We start from the raw sequence: 18,620 nt of genomic DNA, 5'->3' as shown, positions 1-18,620 counted from the left end.
AGGGCATCTAATGTCAGACAGACAGCAGTTGATTGAACGGCTTGTCGGGGTTTCCTCATCGAAAATCAATTATTATACGGAACTCAAAAAAACGATTGATGAAATGAAGAAGAAAAATACACAGCTTGAGATCATCAATGAAGTGATGCGAAGCTTTAATATTGATATGTCAATGGACGCCATGCTGAAAAACATACTGGAAAAATTGCGGAAAATATTTCCTCTTAAGAGATTGAGTTTGTCCATTTTTAAAAGCGGCAAACTGATACTGACAAATGTATATCCGCGTGATTACGCCCATGTTGATATCGGGAGTGCGATACCTAAGGAAAAGTCCCTTTATTGGAAGGTGGCGGAGTCTGGTATTTCGCAGGTGTATTTTGTGAATGCGGATGATCGGGAAACGTACACGGAAATAGTGGCTTTTGAAAAATTAAGTTTGCGCGAAGTGCTTGTTTTTCCCCTTTATGGCAAAGGGCGGATTATCGGTGTTTTAAGTCTGGGGAGTGAGCGGCAATCAGCATATGACAAAGAAGATCTTGTGTTTTTACAGCAGTTTTCGGACCAATTGGCAGTATGCATTGAGAATGTCCGTTTATATAACGAAGTATTGAATAGCAAGAAAGAATGGGAGCAGACATTTCTTGCGGTGGCAGATCCGATTATGTTAGTCGATGTAAACGGAAGCATTTTGCGGTGCAACGGAGCGGCATCTTCTTTTTTCCGTTTGGATGGGGTGGAGGCCGCCGATTACACATTGGACAATTTGCTGTATGGAGAGCAGATGAAAGAGGAAAGTCCGCTTTATGAAACTTTGAAGACGAAAAGGACTGCCTATCGGGAAATAACAATGTTTGGCCAGACGATTTGTGAAGTGCATACATACCCGATCATAAACGAAAAAGATGACATGTACGGGGTGATCGCCTATATAAAAGATGTGACCGAAAAACGCCATTTTGAGGCGCGGATGATGCAATCCGGCAAGCTGGCGGCTCTTGGTGAAATGGCTGCGGGAGTGGCCCATGAGTTGAACAATCCCTTGACGGCGATTTTAGGAAACACTCAGTTATTGCTGCGGAAAGCGGATAAAGGTCATCCTTCGCATGAATTGCTGGCAGATGTTTTGAAATGCAGCAAAAGATGTCAAGATATTATTCGGAATTTGCTCACTTTTTCCAGACAGGACGAATACTTATTCCAAACTTGTTCCCTCAACGAGGCGGTTGAACAAGTACTTAGTCTCGTCGGGTATCAAATTCGCCAGAGCCATATTGATGTAAAAGTGAGACTCGATCCCGATATTCCTCTTGTCGATGGCAGCATCCAACAGCTTGAGCAGATTATCATCAACTTGCTTTTAAATGCCAGGGATGCGCTGGATGAGACAGCGAGGCAGAATGACAAAAAAATCGTCATTCGAACGGTAAGCAGCCCGGAAGGGGTTGCCCTATCGGTCAGTGATAATGGGCCGGGAATTGATTCAAAAAGAATGAAGGAAATATTCCATCCGTTTTATACGACGAAAGAAGCTTTGAAAGGAACAGGACTTGGTCTATCAGTCAGCCTTGGTATTGCGGAAGCTCATGGCGGGACGATTGATGTCAAAAGCGAACCGGGGATTGGGAGTGTTTTCACTCTTCGTTTGCCGGTCAAAAAGGACCCTGCATAAAAGGTGGTGTAGGATTGTGGCCAATATATTGATAGTGGATGACGATCGAGAAGTCGCCAATTTTTTAAGTTATTTTTTAAAAGAAAAAAACTTAGAAGTATACAAAGCATATAACGGGAAAGATTTTCAACGGTTATTTCGGCAGCAGTCCTACCACTTGGCGTTGATCGATGTGAAGCTGCCCGATGCGAGCGGATTGGATATTTTAAAAGAGATAACGGAACAAATGCCTGTGTGCAAAACGATCGTTATGACCGGATATAGTACGATAAAAGTGGCTGTAGAAGCAATTAAGCTTGGTGCCAACGACTTTATTGAAAAGCCGTTTGCCGATTTAGATGTATTGGAAAAAACCATTGACCATCTGTTGAAAAACAAAACAACCATGGCGGAAAGTGATATTCAAGTACTGGCTAAAAAGAGCGGCATTGTGACGGGAAATAGTGAAATGATGAAGCGTCTTCTCGCTCTTGCGTATAAAATCGCCCCCAAACATATCAATGTTCTCATTGAGGGTGAGACAGGGACGGGAAAGGAACTGTTGGCTCATTTCATTCACCAAGCGAGTAAGCGGAATGAACAGCCTTTTATCGGCATTAACTGCGGCGCTTTATCTGACACACTGCTGGAAAGCGAACTGTTCGGCCACGATAAGGGCGCTTTTACAGGTGCGCTCAAAGAAAGAAAAGGCGTGTTTGAACTGGCGGGAAAAGGGACATTGTTCTTGGATGAAATTGGTGAGGCTTCGCTTGCCACACAGGTGAAGCTGCTGCGTATATTGGAGACAGGTGAATTTATGCGGGTCGGCGGTGAAAAAATACAAAAAACAAACACCCGGATTATTTCGGCCACGCATGTCGCTCTCGCAGAAGCGGTCAAAAGCAAAACATTCCGGGAAGATCTCTTGTATCGGTTGGATGTTGTGAAGTTGGTCATCCCTCCTTTGCGGGAAAGGAAGGAAGACATTCAGCTGATTGCAAATCATTTGTTGGAACAGGCGGGAACTGTCTTCCAGTTAAGTGCAGAAACGGCCGCCATATTCGAGCAATACGATTGGCCGGGGAATGTAAGGGAATTATCCAATGTTATCAAGCGGGCATTAACGGTTATGGATGAAGACAGCCACATCATCACCCCTAAACACTTGCCGGAAAAAATGTGGATCGGCAAGCCGCGTCTTGTTGAAAAAAAGCAGCCTGAAGAAGAGAATTTTGAGGAATATATGCAACAATGGACAGATAACATGATTGCCGTTTGGAAAAGTGAAGACAAAGTCGAAATGGAAATGATTCTGCACAACGTAAAAGAGCTGGAACGTGAAATCGGCCGTGCATTCGTCATGAAAATGCTGAGGGCAACGATCGGAAACAGACAGGATGCAGCCAAGCGTTTGAATATAAGCATGCGTAAGCTCAGGTACTTATTGAATGAAAAAAGCACCCGTCCATGAAATGAGCGGATGCCTGATGTTGGGTAATGCACCTTGGAATTGCCTACCCGAATCAATCGTTGGAAGCGGTTCCCGGGGATTGCTGTCATTGTCTCCCCGCTTTTTATAGTTATCAATGGCAAAGCCTTAGTATGTCATTGGCTACGCTTTTTCTTGTTTATCAAGTAACGGATACATTAAAAAGTTAGCACAATCCGTCCATTGATTTGCCCTTTTTCCATTTTGTCAAACACCTGATTAATGTCTTCAAGCTTGGCGGTGGAAACGATAGCCCGAACTTTTCCATCCGCAGCAAATTGCAAGGCTTCTTGCATATCTTTTCTTGTACCGACAATGGAGCCTTTGACAGTTACGCCATTTAACACGGTATCAAAAATGGGCACTGGGATTTCATCATTAGGCAATCCTACTAAGACAACTGATCCGCCGCGTTTGACAGAGTGATAAGCCTGCTCAAACGCGGCTTTGTTCACTGCGACACTGATGGCGGTCTGCACGCCGCCGACTTTATCTTTGATTGTTTGCGCAGGGTCTGAAGCTTTTCCATTAACGGTCAAATCAGCCCCCAGCTCCTTTGCAAGCTGAAGTTTATCATCGTTAATATCAACCGCCACCACATTAAACCCCATCGCTTTGGCATATTGCAAGGCGATATGGCCCAGTCCGCCAATGCCGTAAATGGCCACCCAATCTCCCGCTTTTGCCCCGGAGACTTTTAATGCTTTATAAGTGGTCACCCCCGCACATAATATGGGGGCAATTTCAACGGAATCCACACCATCGGGAATTCTTGCCACATAATCGGCGGGTGCCACGCAATATTCGGCAAAGGCGCCGTCAGCAGAATAGCCGCCATTTAATTGGTTGGGACAGAGGGTTTCATTGCCGGATAGGCAGTATTCGCATTCACCGCATGCTTTAAAAAGCCACGGAACCCCGACACGGTCTCCTTTTTTCAAGGAAGTTACGCCTTGTCCTACCTGCTCAACAATTCCCACGCCTTCATGGCCAGGAATAACCGGAAGCTTTGGTTTAATGGGCCAATCTCCGTGGGCCGCATGCAAGTCGGTATGGCAAACACCGCACGCTTCCATTTTGATCAACACTTCGCCATGCTCCGGCTTTGGAATATCCACCTCTTTTATTTCCAGTTCTTGTTGGAATTCATTAACGACTGCTGCTTTCAATTCTGATTCCTCCTTAGATTTAATCGGCTAACTAATTACTTAATATTGCAAAAATAATGCCAACATTATTTCCCCGGCAATATACGATGACTTACAGTCGCCGCCGCTATATTGTTCTTTTTTGCCAACATTTCGGCTTAATAGGACGAAATGTTGGCATTTGAATCAAAAATGATGTAGTCCAATCGGTGATCAACTTCAAGATCATCTCTTCTTTCTTTTATCCATAATAAGGAGGTTGATGATCATGAAGATAAAAATAAGCATGAAAGATGCTAAGCCAATGATGAAAATAGTTGTATCACTCAAATTTGAAAAGCGGAAAAGCATATCCGGTATAAACAGCAGGACGGGGATCAAAATGGAGAACCAAGTCTTGCTCCAAATGGCAAGGATGATAAGAATACTGGCACAAACACCAACAACAATCCAATTGACAAGAGTGGTTCCTATATAAAAAGGTTCAACAATGAGAGTACTTCCCAGCAATACAAGTATAAAGAGTGTATTGACACTTGTGGTGGCAAGCATGCCCATGACAAATAATTTTTTGGTTGAGAATTGCTTTTTTCCCGCCTGTTGCAAAAAGAATACATAAATAAGCAGGCCGGCGATGATGATGAGTGGGAAACCTATGACTTGCACGATATTGAGCGAGAACTCTCCCCCTTGATGGCAGATCCCATGATTAAATAAGCAATAACACCTGCAAAAATAATTATCACATTTTTGATAAGGTTTTTATAGTCTGTATCCATTTCTCTTTTTAATGAGTTCATATACTGTTCCGGCGTACAGTCAATCATCTCGTCGATACTTTTCCCTTGTTTTTCCGCCTCTATTAAATGAACTTTTAATTCATCGATTAGTTCATTTATTTCTTTTTGCTTTTTTCCGGATGTCACTAAATAAAGCCGCAGATTCTCAATAAATGCTTTGCTTTTGTCTGATAACAATGTTGATTCCCCCCCAGTTCTTTACCGTTTCTTTTCCACAAATAAAATGAGCCACAGGATAGCCCCCGCGATTAACGATACTTGCCAAGGCAAGTTATAAGATGGTCCGATCTCAGGGGTGAACTTGGCAACAAGCAATACGACTGCCATACCAGCCGCACCAACGAATCCGGCTTTTATCGTATGCAGCTTTATGTTTCGGTTTTCTTTAAATAAAGAGTTGTGGACAAGCCTCAAAATAAACCAAGTGGCAAAACTGACAAAGCATGTGATAGCCAAGAAACTCATAGCCATTTGAAACAAATTGATTTCTGAATTGACTTCAATAAATTGCGATAAAATCAAATGCAGAATCCCTCTAATTATTAACGACCAACTGACAATATTACCAATGATCCTGGCATAAAAAGGGATGATTTCCCGCTTTTTCTCGTTTGGAAGCTGTTCTATTATTTCATCCGCAAAAGCCTTCGGGTTATGGCCGAACATGTCTTTTGCCGTTTTTCCTTCCTCCTGGCCTTGAAGGAGGTGGTCCAGGATTTCCATTAACACTTCTTCGGATTGCTGTTCAGAAAGGCGCCATTGAAGGCGGATATATATCAACATGTCGTCGTAGTATTTCTCATTTTCCGGTGTCAGCAACTCTCTTTTTCTGTTGTTTTCTTCAATCAGCATGTCAACATTCATATCTTTCACCTTCTTTTTAGTAATGTATTGACAGGACCAGAGAGGCGGTGCCATTCCTCAATAATTGTTGTTAGTGTTTCCTGCCCTGTATCCGTTAAAAAATAATATTTCCGATTCGGCCCGGAATCGGATGGCCGCATTTCGCCTCTTATTAAGCCGTTTTTTTGCAGTCTTAATAATACCGGATAAATAGTGCCTTCACTCACATCTTGCAAGCCAATGTCTTGCAGCTTTTTGGACAGCTCATAGCCGTATACGGCTTCTTTTTCAATCACTGCCAATACACAGCCATCTAAAATTCCTTTCAGCAATTGACTACGTACAGACATATACGCACCTTCCTTCGTTGCTATATTGCCATACAAGATAGTTGATCATAAAAAAGATGTCATGATTGGTACTTGCCAAAGCAAGATAGTGTCATAAAAAAATAACTACTATCATTGCCATGTACAGACATATACGCACCTTCCTTTGATGCTATATTGCCATACAAGATAGTTGATCATAAAAAAGATGTCATGACCGGTACTTGACAAAGCGAGATAGTGTCATAAAAAAATAACTACTTTGTTATACAATGTAGCTATTTTTATTGTAAAATGTTTCGCTATAGCTGTCAATACTTAACGCTAAAAAACATCAAATGCCTTTTTGATCGCAATAATCGTCAACGAGCCGCTCAATTCCGTCAAGATCGGGGGACTTTCCAGAAAAAGTAAACTTTATTTCTTCAATAAATTCTCCTTCATGGTATACATGAATGGCTCCATTTTGCTCAATGACACTATATTCAGGTTCAAATATAAATCCGTTCCTTTCGATGGCACCCAATGTTAATCAACTCCGAAGGTTATATTTTTTGGTTATTATTTCACGAACAACGGGCAAAAATACCTGTCATGCAGGAGAAATTGTGAAGTGATTCACAATATATGACGTTTATCATCTCAAAGTAATGACGTTTATGTCTTTTCGAGAAGCAAGAAGAATCTTATCATTAGATATAACAAATGAATTCATCAGCATGAGGAGGATTCGATGAAAGAAAAAACAAGGAAATTATTCAAAGAAGTTGCTGTTTTTGCCAAATCTGATAAAAAGAAAAGTATCTTGCAAATAATCAATACAGTTTTACCTTTTATTATTTTATGGTTTTTGGCCTACCAAAGCTTATCCATATCGGTTTGGCTGACGTTGGGACTAGCTGTCGTTGCGGCGGGTTTTTTGGTACGGACATTTATCATTTTTCATGATTGCACCCACGGATCTTTTTTTAAAAGTAAAAAAGCAAACGATATCGTCGGAACGATTACAGGAATATTGACACTTTTTCCATATGAAAAGTGGAAACGGGAACACGCTATTCATCATGCATCCAGTTCCAACCTTGATAAAAGGGGGGTCGGCGATATTTGGGTGATGACGATTGATGAATATAAAGAAGCATCTAAATGGGAGCGTCTATGGTATCGTTTTTATCGAAATCCGCTCGTCATGTTCGGGTTGGGTCCTTTGTATTTAATGCTGATTATAAACAGGAAAAACAGGAAAGACGCAAGAAGGAAAGAGCGGTTCAATACGTATTTGACGAATGCCTGTGTGTTGGTGATGTATACTTTCATGGCGATTCTCGTTGGTTGGCAGGCTTTTGCACTCATCCAGGGGACCATCATGTTCGTTGCAACGGCATTAGGGATTTGGCTGTTCTATATCCAGCATACGTTCGAAGACTCTTACTTTGAAGAAGAATCAGATTGGCATTATGTAAAAGCGGCGGTTGAGGGCAGTTCCTATTATAAATTGCCGCGAGTATTGCAGTGGGTGACGGGAAATATCGGTTTTCACCATGTGCACCATTTGGCGCCCCGCGTTCCGAATTACCATCTGGAAAAGGCGCATAACGAGAATCCTCCGCTTCATCATGCCACGACCATCACGATAAAATCGAGCTTGGAGTCTTTAAAGTTCCGATTGTATGACCCTGAAAAGAAAATGTTTGTCACTTTCAAAGAAGCGCATCGTCAGCTTCAGGCTGAAAAGAACCGCGTTCCTTTAAAAACAAAACATGTCAGTTTTGATACGAAATAAAGAGGGTGTTCATGAGCCATTCTGCTTCTTGGGAATGGCTTTTTCATGATTCATGATATAATAATAAGGCAATCAGACGAGGCGGTGACTTCAAATGCAGAGCAGTTGGTTAAGCATTTTTCCGAAAAATCCCTGGATCAGTATATACGCGTGGGTTATTTTTTGTTTTTTGCCGTTCTTTTTTATCTTCAGATCCTCGTCGCCCATAGAAATTTCCATTGGGATATCATTGTTACTATTGTATTTTTTATCTTACCGGTTTTCCTATAAGTCGAAAAGCGGTCTCGTTTATATGTGGATCAGTTTTGAAGTTGTCATCAACATTGTGATGACACTGTTGTTTGGATATGTATATTTAGCCATATTTACGGCTTTTTTCATCGGCAATATCCGCAATCCAGTCGGCTTTTTCATTATGTATGGACTTCATATTGCCTTGACGGTCGGCGCGATTGTTGCGGGCTTTTTTATCGATATGGATTTGTTTCTTCCTCAGATTCATTTCATTGTTATTTCTGTCCTGGGGACCGTGCTGTTGCCGTTTAATTTATATTACAGAAATAAAAACATGAACTTGGAAGGCCAGCTGGAGGACGCCAACGAGCGGATTTCGGAACTTGTGATTATAGAGGAAAGGGAGCGTATTTCCCGGGATTTACATGATATTTTAGGACAAAAGTTATCGCTGATCGGCTTGAAAAGTGATTTGGCTGGGAAATTGATTTATCGCGACCCTCATGCTGCTGAAAAAGAGCTGAAAGATATTCGCCAGACTGCCAGTGCGGCACTCCGGGAAGTAAGAGAGCTGGTCGCCGACATTCGGGCAACAAAGTTGAAGGAAGAGTTGCTTAGGACGAAACAGATGTTTCAAGCGGCTGAAATGGACTTGACCATTGCCGGTGATCCTTCTTTCCATCACATTCCTCCGATTGTCGAAAGTGTTGTAAGCATGTGCCTAAAAGAAGCGGTGACAAATGTAGTCAAACATAGCCAAGCAACTTCGTGCCGCATTACATTTGAACAACAGCCAAATGAATTTGTCATTAGTATTGAGGATAATGGAGTTGGTTTAGCAGGTGGGGGAGAGATGCAAAACGGGAGCGGTTTAAGAGGAATCCGTGAAAGGCTGGAGTTTGTAAATGGGAGTCTGCAAATTGAAGGGGAAAAAGGAACAAAGCTGACTATTCGGGTGCCAGTTGTCTTAAAGCATATAATGGAGGAGGCTGATTAATATGATTCGTATTGTGATCGCCGAAGACCAAGGGATGATGCTGGGTGCGCTTGCTTCTTTACTGAACATAGAAGAAGATATGGAAGTCGTTGGGCAGGCAAAAAATGGAGAAGAAGCGGTCAGATTAGTAAGAGAACAGGAGCCGGATGTCTGTATTATGGATATCGAGATGCCGGTAAAAACAGGGTTGGAAGCCGCCCAAGAGCTGAAAGGCAGTACTTGTAAAGTCATTATTTTAACCACTTTTGCACGGGCGGGTTATTTTGAGCGCGCCAGAAAAGCGGGAGTACGCGGGTATTTATTGAAAGATAGTCCAATTGAAGAACTGGTATCTGCCATTCGCTTGATTATGGATGGTAGGCGCATGTATGCACCTGAGCTCATAGATATCGCTTATGGTGATGGGGAGGAGATGGAAAATCCGCTGACGGAGCGGGAAAGTGAAGTCCTTGCCCTTGTCGCCGAAGGAAAAACAACGAAAGAGATTGCAAAAGAACTATATTTGACTCCGGGGACCATCCGAAATTATATATCTTCGATTCTTGAAAAGCTGGGCGTTGGTAATCGGATTGAGGCGATTTCCAGGTTTAAGGAAAAAGGATGGTTTAAATAGTATAGGAACAGCTTTGGATCCAATTGGTGAATTTTTAGTTCATGATACTGAAGGATCGTATTGTATACGTTTAAATGAATGGTTGTTTCTGCATAAAATTATGGACTGCGTGCATTTCCCTAAAGAGTTTACAATTTCTGTTATGTTATAATAATGGATAACGAGACTTCTTAGTTATGGGGAGGTTACCTATATGAGCGACATCGATATTGAGCTTTACGGATATTTGATCGATCATCTGGATGCGATTTCCGATCAATGGCTCGCTCTTAGAAAAAAGGAGAAGGGTTCCATCTACTCTGTCGATGCGGGCGAAGAAGTGGAACATACTTTGAGAGAACAAAATCGTTTAACGAATGTAACCATTGCCAGCAGTTTGTTGGCTGATGAAAAGCAATTTCAAGAAAGCAAGGAAAAATGGGCCCAAATCGTTGCAAAGAGCAGAATCCAAAGCAATACGCCGATTTACGAAGTGTTAGGGGCACTTAGTAAAGTCAGGAAAATTTATTGGTCATTTGTAAAGCAATTTTCTTCTTTAAAGGGAGAAGTGGTGACGAAGGAAGATTTGCAAAGATGGGGGGAAGTTATTCATCTGGCGTTTGATGAATTGTATGTCGAATTCTCCGAAATGTATTTTAAATTAATGACGAATCGGCTTACTGCACAGCTCAATTTGATTGATGAGCTAAGTACTCCCGTCATAAAAATAACTTCAGAATCCGGAGTGCTCCCTCTTATTGGCGATATTGATACATATCGGGCAAAGAAGATTCTTGAATATGTTCCTAAAAAAAGTGTTGATATTGGGATTACGCGTTTATACATTGACTTGTCGGGCGTGTCGATTATTGATACGATGGTTGCTCACCAATTATATGATATGGCTCAAATTTTGGATTTATTGGGGATTCAAGCGAGAATTACAGGAATCCGTCCCGAAATTGCCCAAACGGCCATACAACTTGGATTGGATTTCAGTTCAATCGATACATATGGGTCACTCCAGCAAGTGCTGGCGGAAGAGTTTTTAATCGTCGCGGAATAATAAGGTGTACTGCTCTTCATTGTCCACCGTTCGCAATAAGGGAGCTGTTAAAACTTCAATCAGCAAGTGGATACTTTCCCTCATTCACGAATGATTTGCAACCGTTGTGACTTTATAGCGGTTCCTTTCGGTGCAGATGTAAGATATTCCACCGGTGAATGCGCAACTAACATTCTCATGATAGGGAGCCTCATCCAGTATGAAGGGGAGCCAGATACCCCCGCGAATCTGGCTCTACCGAGGAAGTCTATCAAGCTCTTTCAACATACAATGGCAAAGCCTCCGTAATTTTTGGGCAAATATATCATGATCTCTTTTTACCTAATAAACCATGGTAACTGAATGAGAAGCTCCCCGCACCAGGGACTAACCTAATATTCTGACTTTCGTAAAATAGTTTTTTTACAGTGAAATTTTTCGCGAGGCGTATTTTAAAGAACTTTCGTTTCCGATCCCCAAAGTATTGGCGCATGTGTACTCCGAATTTCACTAGATGATATAACTTCCCAAATTCCATTCCAATTCATCATAAAATAAGACTGAATTTTCCGCGTTTAAATCATGCCATTTTTCCTTTTACCATAAGGCGATGTTCCAAGTTTTGTGATCAGGGAATTTGATTTGTTTGCGTAGGGGTATTACGGTTCAAAGTGTACTACAGTCGGATTTATAAAAAATTCCGAACGCTGTCTTAACACAAATTTAGGGGTTTTTTTCGGGCTGGCTATTGTTTCAACAATTCCCCTTATCCTATATTTCTAATACTAGCTTAAGTTTTTGAAGTAGATAAGTAAAAAAATCATGTTTTATGGACTCATCTGAGATCCTTTTGCTTGATACTCATTGTCCGTTTCATCGCTGACTTTCATTCGATATGCAAAGGTATCTTCAGCCTCATATATATCCCTTCCCATGAAAAAGCCAGGTTGAATGATGTTGGATTAGCATAAGCTTCGGAAGCATGAATACCCGATGTTTAATCCTGCATTTTCCATATGTCGCCGTTACGTTTGGTTACTCGGAACAGCTCTTTCCGATAATAGTTTCTTACATCAGATCAAACACACCGTCTTCATTGCTTAACAATGCTGTTCGGCCCTGCTTTATAAGTGAAATATCCTCCTCGTCGTCTCCTTTTTTGCCCTTATGACCAAGGCTTTTCATGATCCCACTCCACTACCCCCTTGGCGATTTTAGGAGAGAGTCCAATTGGTTGCATGAAAAAAAGAATTTTATAACTTTTTCAATTTACTAGACTATAACCGGTTGAATGTTTACGATAAACAGAAAAATGTTAACAATTATTTTTTATCTCGTACACAAGAAAAAACCTTTCCTTCCGTATTATCTCCCTCTTTTCCTTTACTGCTTTTCTTCCTCATTTTGTTTTGCCGTATTGACAGATAGCCATTTGAGACATACAATCCTTATTGTTAACTATATTTCCATAATGGTTAACAATAGAGTGTGGAAAGGGGGAGAATGCGATGAAAAGGGAAGAGCTGTTCAGTGTTAGAATGAGGGCGGCCAAGGGTGGGGCACATGAACGAGGCAGCACTCATGTTTCTGGTGGAGAGATGCTGGCAGCTTACAGTGATATACAACAGGCGGTTATGTATTTGCTTGAAAAAGGATTGGTTCATTCAAAAGGCAAACCGGACTTTATGCAAATTCAATTTGAATGCATTGAGGAACCGGCAAAGCGCGTGGAACCTTTGAGCGTGACGACGAATAAGGTGAAAAGTGCAAAGGAAGGACGAGCGCTGGCATGGAGTTTGCTGGAACAATCAGGAATTCCAAGAAACATCATTGATGAAGCCGATAGGCTTGTTTCGCAATATTCAAGCATGAGAGGGGCCATGTTGATTGATGTTCATTCAGGAAAACGGCTGGATGACAGGGGAGAAAAAGGGGTGCGGGCTTCCAGAATGGATTGGCAGAACGGACATTATGAAAAATGGGCTGGCTGTCATCATATGCCCCTCCACTCAAGGATAAAAGAAGCGCTTGCTCTTGCCACAAAGGTATGTGAACATCGAGTCGCGGTGGCGGAGTTGTGCTGGTCAGATGATCCGGATTATATAACTGGTTATGTGGCAAGTAAAACCCTTGGCTATCAGCGCATCACCCAACTAAAAGAATATGGGGATGAACAGGGGTGCCGGATCTTTTTTATTGACGGCAAGGAAGATGTGGATTCTTACATACATTATTTGGAACATCAGCCTGTAATGATTCAATGGGAGGTAGAAAAATGACAAAAGCAATCATTGACAAAAGCAAGAAATATTTATGGCTGCCTTTTACGCAAATGAAAGATTATGATCATGATCCCCTCATCATCGAGAGCGGCAATGGAGTAAAAGTAAAAGACATATTTGGGAAGGAGTATTATGACGGCTTTTCTTCTGTTTGGCTAAATGTGCATGGGCACCGTAAAAAAGAGTTGGACGAAGCGATCAAGAACCAACTTGAAAAAATTGCCCACTCCACGCTGCTCGGTATGACAAATGTTCCTGCAACGGAACTGGCCGAAAAGCTGATTGAAATCAGCCCCGAGAATTTGACGCGTGTTTTTTATTCAGACAGCGGGGCAACAGCCATGGAAATTGCCCTGAAAATGGCCTTTCAATATTGGATCAATATCGGCAGGCCGGAGAAGCAGAAATTTATCGCCATGCAAAACGGCTATCACGGAGATACGATTGGTGCTGTAAGCGTCGGTTCCATTGAGCTTTTTCATCAAGTCTACGGGCCGTTGATGTTTGACAGTTACAAGTCGTCCATTCCATACGTTTATCGTTCTGAAAGCGGCGATCCAAATCAGTGTCGCGATGAATGCCTGTATGAGCTTGAACAGCTTCTGATTGAAAAGCATGAGGAGATTGCGGCACTTTCCATAGAATCGATGATTCAGGGGGCCGCCGGGATGATTGTGATGCCTGAAGGATTTTTGTCAGGTGTGCGTGAGTTGTGCACGAAATATGATGTTTTGCTGATTGTCGACGAGGTGGCGACCGGATTTGGACGAACAGGAAAAATGTTTGCTTGTGAACATGAACATGTCCAGCCGGATCTTATGGCTGTCGGCAAAGGTATAACGGGAGGGTATTTGCCGATTGCCGCAACATTCACCACCGAAAAAATCTACGAAGCTTTTTACGATGATTATGATCAAATGAAGACTTTTTTCCATGGTCATTCGTATACAGGAAATCAGCTCGGGTGCGCAGTCGCCCTTGAAAATTTGCGGTTATTGAAAACCGAAAATATTGTTGACGAGGTGGCCAAGAAGGCCAAGGTGCTGGAACGGCTTCTCGATACGTTGTATACACTTCCACACGTTGGAGATATTAGACAGCTCGGTTTTATGTGCGGTGTCGAGCTTGTCGCATCCAAAGAAACGAAGGAACCTTTTCCTAATGAAAAAAGAGTCGGCTATCGTGTTTCTCTAAAAATGAGGGAACTCGGTATGTTGACACGGCCGCTCGGTAATACGATCGTCTTCATGCCGCCACTTGCCAGTACCGTCGAGGAGCTTGAGGAAATGATCGCCATTATGAAAAAAGCCATTCATGAGGTGACAAGTGTTGCCGTTTGATGGCTGGCTGCATGGCCGCTTAAACGAGGTAAAAGCCGCCGGGTTGTACCGGGAGCTCCGAACAATGGAGACGGCTCCCCAGCCCGAAATGATGGTAGATGGACAAAAGCAAATCGTCTTTTCATCCAATAACTATTTGGGGCTTGCGAATGATAAACGGGTAATTGCCGCCGCGCTGAACACATTGAATCAATATGGGGTTGGAAGTAGCGGTTCACGGTTAACGACAGGAAATTCTGATTGGCATCAAGAATTGGAAAAAAGAATTGCGGACTTTAAGCAAACGGAAGCCGCTCTGCTTTTTTCAAGCGGATATTTAGCGAATATCGGTGTCTTGTCATCATTGCCGGGAAAAGGAGACGTCATTTTAAGTGATCAATATAATCACGCCAGCATTATCGACGGCTGCAGGCTATCCAGGGCGGAAACACTTATTTACCAACATGTCGACATGGAGGATCTGGAAAAAAAACTGATTGATACGGCTTGTTATCAACGGCGGTTTATCGTGACAGACGGTGTCTTTAGCATGGATGGCACGATAGCGCCTCTTGACCGGATCAGCGAGCTTGCCAACCGCTATGATGCCTATGTGATTGTCGATGATGCTCATGCCACTGGTGTTGTGGGGAAAAATGGCAGAGGGACGAGTGAATATTTTGGCGTATTACCTGACATAGTGATTGGCACTTTAAGCAAAGCTGTCGGTACGGAAGGTGGCTTTGCCGCCGGTTCTCATGTCTTCATTAAATTTTTAATCAATCACGCCAGAACATTTATCTTTCAAACGGCCATTCCTCCGGCAAGCTGTGCGGCTTCGTATACTGCTTTGGGGATCATCGAACAGGAGGGGGAAAAGCGTCAACATCTCTATTACAACATCAAGAAGTTGAAAACGGGATTATGTAGTTTGGGGTACCAAGTCAAAGGGGAAAATACTGCGATTATTCCCGTGATCATTGGTGATGACAGAACGGCAGTTACATTTTCCAAAAAATTGCAGGAAAAAGGAATATACGCGCCAGCCATCCGTCCGCCAACCGTACCGGCAGGGGAAAGCCGTATTCGGCTGACAGTGACCGCCGACCATGATGTAAAAGAAATAACATACTTGTTAAAGGTGTTTGATTTTATAGGAAGAGAGTTGAGGATTATCAAATGAAAGGAATATTTGTAACGGGGACAGATACCGGAGTTGGAAAAACAATTGTTTCTTGCGGGATTGCGGCAGTGTTAAAAGAACGAATGCTGGATGTTGGCGTATATAAACCGCTGTTAAGCGGTATTTCGCGTGAACATGCCGAGAGTGATACGAGCTTGTTGAAACAAATGTCGCAAACAACGCTATCCCATGAGGAGATTACCCCATTTGAATTTGCGGAACCTCTCGCCCCGCTCGTGGCGGCACGCCTGGAAGAGAGAAAGATGTTTCTTGAAGATGTGCTCGCTCATTGGGAGAGAGTGAAAGAAAAGCATGAATTTTTTATCGTGGAAGGCGCGGGCGGCATTTCTGTACCGCTCGGCGAAGACTTTTTGGTGAGTGATTTGATAAAAGCTTTACAGTTGCCGTTGTTAATTGTAGCCCGGCCCAATCTTGGGACAATCAATCATACTTTTTTAACGGTTCAATACGCCAAAAGCATGGGTCTTCCCATTGCCGGCATCGTCATTAATGGTAGAAGTGAGCACCCGGATATTGCCGAGGTAACGAGCCCGAAATTGATGGAGGATATGTGTGGCGTGCCCATTTTAGGCATGCTGCCGAAGCTTGAAAAAGTCACGAAGGAAAAGGTTCAAAGCATGATTCAAGTTTACTTGGATATGCCATTATTGCTAAGCCGCTTGAAAGTAGACGGGGCTTCTGATCAGGAAGTGCGTTTGACATGACGACAAAGCAGTCAATTTCACTTACTTCCGCGGAGTTTATAGACAATCCTTATCCGTTTTATGACGAGATGCGTTCCATGGGGCCGTTATACAAGCTGGATTCGTTTCCATATCCGGGTTGGTATGTGACCGGTTATGAGGAAGTCAAAAAAGTCCTTTTGGACACAAGGTTTAAAAATCGGATACCGCTTCCACTCACATCGAAAAAATATGAGCGCCTGAAAGAAGTTCAAAATCATATGATGTTGTTTAAAAATGAGCTTGACCACAGGCGCTTGCGCGGACTTGCCAGCGCGGCTTTTGTACCTTCCAAGCTGAAACATATTCGCTATTATATAGAAGAAACTGCTCATGATTTGCTTAATCAGGCAGAGCAAAAGAACAAAATGGATGTCGTATCTGATTATGCTTTTCCTCTGGCAAGTCTGGTGATCGCAAAGATGATTGGTGTTCCGGTAGTAGAGCGGCCATTATTTAGAGAATGGTCGGCCAGTTTAATCCGAACGATTGATTTTACCCGCACCAGACATATATTGGCAAGTGGCGACGAAACCATTGGTGTGTTGTTGGATTATTTTCAGAGATTAATCAACAAGAAGAAAAGAGCTCCCAAAGATGATCTGATTAGCATGTTCGTAAAGCAGGACAGCGAATTATCTGAAAAAGAATTGCTGGCAACATGCATTTTGCTGATGATAGCCGGACATGAAACGACGGTAAACTTGATTAGTAATACTGTCCTCGTTTTATTGAATCATCCGGTGCAGTATAAGGCATTACAAGAAAATCCAGCACTGATCGAAACGGCGATAGAGGAAGTTCTTCGCTATGAAAGCCCTACACAGATGACAGCCCGAGTGGCATCAGAAGATATAAAAATGGGGGAATCTATCGTTCAAAAAGGTGACCATGTATATGTTCTTTTAGGGGCGGCAAACCGGGATCCAGAGAAATTTGCCAAGGCCGATGTATTTGATATGACGAGGAAACCCAACCCTCATCTGGCATTTGGACATGGTGTTCACTTTTGTATAGGTGCGTCACTGGCGCGAATGGAAGCTCAAATCGCAATTCAAATACTATTACAGCGCATGCCGGGTCTTCGATTATCCGATTCCAAGCCGCGGTGGAGGAAGTTGATCGGATTTCGGTCATTGTCGGAACTACCTGTTATTTTACGCTCGTAGCGATCTCGATTTTTTAAATGAGCGGTTGGATCACGCGCTTTTTGATCATACTGCTATTGGTGATGAATATGTTGTGTCGCTCGAACGAAGAATTAATAGAATTTGTAAAAGAAGCAAGGGAAGCTGCCAAACATGGAAAAGTTGCGGAATATATTCCGGCACTGGCAAAAGCGGATCCCCATAGCTTATCGATTGCTATTTTTTATCCCGATGGAACATGCGTATCGGCAGGTGATATTGAAAAAAAGATAACACTGCAAAGTATTTCCAAGGTCGTAAGCCTGGCGCTCGTCCTCATGGACAGGGAAGAAAAAGAGGTGTTTTCGCGTGTGGGCATGGAGCCGACTGGGGATCCGTTTCATTCGATCGCCAAACTGGAAACAATGTCGCCAGCCAAGCCTTTAAACCCAATGATCAACGCCGGCGCGTTAGTCGTTACGCACTTGCTAAAAGGAAACGGTGTTGAAGGCCGGTTACAATCATTGCTTTCCTTTACACGGGAAATGGCGGATAACAGCCAGGTTGATTTCAGTGAAGAAGTTGCTTTGTCTGAATATCAATCATCTTTTTTAAATCGTGCCCTTGCTTATTTTTTAAAACAGCATCGTGTCATTCAGGAAGATGTGGAAGAACTGATTGATCTGTACACGAAGCAGTGCGCGATAGAAATGAATTGTCTTGAACTGGCCAGAATCGGAATGGTGTTCGCGATGAACGGCCTGGATCCGGTGAGTGGAAAACAGATTATGCCGCCCAAAGTTGCCCGTATCTGTAAAACATTTATGGTGACATGCGGGATGTATAATGCTTCCGGAGAGTTTGCGATTAAAGTCGGAATTCCGGCAAAAAGCGGCGTATCCGGCGGGATCATGGGCGCTGTTCCGGGGGTTTGCGGGATCGGCATTTTTGGTCCCGCATTGAATGAAAAGGGGAACAGTGCGGCAGGTATCAAGCTGTTGGAGCTGTTAGCAAAAGCTTACCGTTTAAGCATGTTTTAAACTTTGATAACAACA

18 protein-coding genes are annotated in these 18,620 nt (G+C 42.8%); 12 read left to right on the top strand and 6 right to left on the bottom strand.

Annotation, left to right across the window (positions count from 1 at the left end; all coding sequences use genetic code 11):
• Positions 1-10: 10 nt before the first annotated feature.
• Positions 11-1,672, top strand: coding sequence for an ATP-binding protein (locus MHB50_RS13420; RefSeq protein WP_340083898.1), 1,662 nt, complete (start codon positions 11-13; stop codon positions 1,670-1,672).
• Between the two features lie 16 nt (positions 1,673-1,688).
• Entirely contained in the window at positions 1,689-3,122 is a 1,434-nt protein-coding gene (locus MHB50_RS13415; RefSeq protein ID WP_340083897.1) for a sigma-54 dependent transcriptional regulator, read from the top strand.
• Positions 3,123-3,298: 176 nt separating this feature from the next.
• Here the strand turns inward: MHB50_RS13415 and adhP are convergent, their stop codons facing one another.
• From adhP to MHB50_RS13385, 6 genes are all read right to left on the bottom strand, one after another.
• On the bottom strand, positions 3,299-4,309 hold the full coding sequence (gene adhP / locus MHB50_RS13410) for an alcohol dehydrogenase AdhP (RefSeq protein WP_077109769.1): 1,011 nt from the start codon (positions 4,307-4,309) through the stop codon (positions 3,299-3,301).
• A 204-nt stretch (positions 4,310-4,513) separates the two neighbouring features.
• Positions 4,514-4,954, bottom strand: coding sequence for a hypothetical protein (locus MHB50_RS13405; protein ID WP_340083896.1), 441 nt, complete (start codon positions 4,952-4,954; stop codon positions 4,514-4,516).
• Complete coding sequence (locus MHB50_RS13400; protein ID WP_253191843.1) at positions 4,942-5,265, bottom strand: hypothetical protein; 324 nt, start codon at positions 5,263-5,265, stop codon at positions 4,942-4,944. The genes MHB50_RS13405 and MHB50_RS13400 overlap by 13 nt, the downstream gene beginning before the upstream one ends.
• Positions 5,266-5,286: 21 nt before the next feature.
• On the bottom strand, positions 5,287-5,952 hold the full coding sequence (locus MHB50_RS13395; RefSeq protein ID WP_077109770.1) for a DUF1129 family protein: 666 nt from the start codon (positions 5,950-5,952) through the stop codon (positions 5,287-5,289).
• Between the two features lie 5 nt (positions 5,953-5,957).
• Positions 5,958-6,281, bottom strand: a complete 324-nt coding sequence (locus tag MHB50_RS13390) for a PadR family transcriptional regulator (protein WP_077109771.1) — start codon at positions 6,279-6,281, stop codon at positions 5,958-5,960.
• A gap of 313 nt (positions 6,282-6,594) precedes the next feature.
• Positions 6,595-6,786 (bottom strand): YbxH family protein, encoded by a 192-nt coding sequence (locus MHB50_RS13385; protein ID WP_077109772.1) that lies wholly within the window; start codon positions 6,784-6,786, stop codon positions 6,595-6,597.
• 207 nt (positions 6,787-6,993) lie between these two features.
• Between MHB50_RS13385 and MHB50_RS13380 the strand changes: the two genes are divergently transcribed.
• From MHB50_RS13380 to glsA, 10 genes are all read left to right on the top strand, one after another.
• Positions 6,994-8,043, top strand: coding sequence for a fatty acid desaturase (locus tag MHB50_RS13380; protein WP_077109773.1), 1,050 nt, complete (start codon positions 6,994-6,996; stop codon positions 8,041-8,043).
• 94 nt (positions 8,044-8,137) lie between these two features.
• Positions 8,138-9,274 (top strand): sensor histidine kinase, encoded by a 1,137-nt coding sequence (locus MHB50_RS13375; protein WP_077109774.1) that lies wholly within the window; start codon positions 8,138-8,140, stop codon positions 9,272-9,274.
• Position 9,275: 1 nt separating this feature from the next.
• Positions 9,276-9,887 (top strand): response regulator transcription factor, encoded by a 612-nt coding sequence (locus MHB50_RS13370; protein ID WP_077109775.1) that lies wholly within the window; start codon positions 9,276-9,278, stop codon positions 9,885-9,887.
• A 193-nt stretch (positions 9,888-10,080) separates the two neighbouring features.
• A complete protein-coding gene (locus MHB50_RS13365; RefSeq protein WP_077109776.1) occupies positions 10,081-10,932 on the top strand; it encodes an STAS domain-containing protein in 852 nt (283 codons plus the stop codon).
• 1,487 nt (positions 10,933-12,419) lie between these two features.
• A complete protein-coding gene (bioW, locus tag MHB50_RS13360) occupies positions 12,420-13,190 on the top strand; it encodes a 6-carboxyhexanoate--CoA ligase (protein WP_077109777.1) in 771 nt (256 codons plus the stop codon).
• Entirely contained in the window at positions 13,187-14,533 is a 1,347-nt protein-coding gene (gene bioA / locus MHB50_RS13355; RefSeq protein WP_077109778.1) for an adenosylmethionine--8-amino-7-oxononanoate transaminase, read from the top strand. The genes bioW and bioA overlap by 4 nt, the downstream gene beginning before the upstream one ends.
• Positions 14,523-15,695: an 8-amino-7-oxononanoate synthase gene (bioF, locus tag MHB50_RS13350; RefSeq protein ID WP_340085339.1), complete on the top strand. Its 1,173-nt coding sequence runs from the start codon at positions 14,523-14,525 to the stop codon at positions 15,693-15,695. Before bioA ends, bioF begins: the two co-directional genes overlap by 11 nt.
• Positions 15,692-16,420: a dethiobiotin synthase gene (gene bioD / locus MHB50_RS13345; RefSeq protein WP_339164135.1), complete on the top strand. Its 729-nt coding sequence runs from the start codon at positions 15,692-15,694 to the stop codon at positions 16,418-16,420. Before bioF ends, bioD begins: the two co-directional genes overlap by 4 nt.
• Positions 16,417-17,607: a cytochrome P450 gene (locus tag MHB50_RS13340; RefSeq protein WP_077109781.1), complete on the top strand. Its 1,191-nt coding sequence runs from the start codon at positions 16,417-16,419 to the stop codon at positions 17,605-17,607. The genes bioD and MHB50_RS13340 overlap by 4 nt, the downstream gene beginning before the upstream one ends.
• 68 nt (positions 17,608-17,675) lie before the next feature.
• Positions 17,676-18,605, top strand: a complete 930-nt coding sequence (glsA, locus tag MHB50_RS13335) for a glutaminase A (protein ID WP_077109782.1) — start codon at positions 17,676-17,678, stop codon at positions 18,603-18,605.
• Positions 18,606-18,620 lie beyond the last annotated feature (15 nt).

This window comes from Siminovitchia sp. FSL H7-0308 (assembly GCF_037980985.1).
Taxonomy (GTDB): domain Bacteria; phylum Bacillota; class Bacilli; order Bacillales; family Bacillaceae_C; genus Siminovitchia; species Siminovitchia thermophila.
This window is presented reverse-complemented; position numbering and strand designations above follow the sequence as displayed.

Coding starts and splice junctions, on each gene's coding strand:
- MHB50_RS13340 (WP_077109781.1), top strand. CDS start 16,417: ATGACGACAAAGCAGTCAATTTCACTTACTTCCGCGGAGTTTATAGAC.
- MHB50_RS13365 (WP_077109776.1), top strand. CDS start 10,081: ATGAGCGACATCGATATTGAGCTTTACGGATATTTGATCGATCATCTG.
- MHB50_RS13380 (WP_077109773.1), top strand. CDS start 6,994: ATGAAAGAAAAAACAAGGAAATTATTCAAAGAAGTTGCTGTTTTTGCC.
- bioD (WP_339164135.1), top strand. CDS start 15,692: ATGAAAGGAATATTTGTAACGGGGACAGATACCGGAGTTGGAAAAACA.
- MHB50_RS13395 (WP_077109770.1), bottom strand. CDS start 5,952: ATGAATGTTGACATGCTGATTGAAGAAAACAACAGAAAAAGAGAGTTG.
- bioA (WP_077109778.1), top strand. CDS start 13,187: ATGACAAAAGCAATCATTGACAAAAGCAAGAAATATTTATGGCTGCCT.
- glsA (WP_077109782.1), top strand. CDS start 17,676: ATGTTGTGTCGCTCGAACGAAGAATTAATAGAATTTGTAAAAGAAGCA.
- MHB50_RS13375 (WP_077109774.1), top strand. CDS start 8,138: ATGCAGAGCAGTTGGTTAAGCATTTTTCCGAAAAATCCCTGGATCAGT.
- MHB50_RS13390 (WP_077109771.1), bottom strand. CDS start 6,281: ATGTCTGTACGTAGTCAATTGCTGAAAGGAATTTTAGATGGCTGTGTA.
- bioW (WP_077109777.1), top strand. CDS start 12,420: ATGAAAAGGGAAGAGCTGTTCAGTGTTAGAATGAGGGCGGCCAAGGGT.
- MHB50_RS13370 (WP_077109775.1), top strand. CDS start 9,276: ATGATTCGTATTGTGATCGCCGAAGACCAAGGGATGATGCTGGGTGCG.
- MHB50_RS13420 (WP_340083898.1), top strand. CDS start 11: ATGTCAGACAGACAGCAGTTGATTGAACGGCTTGTCGGGGTTTCCTCA.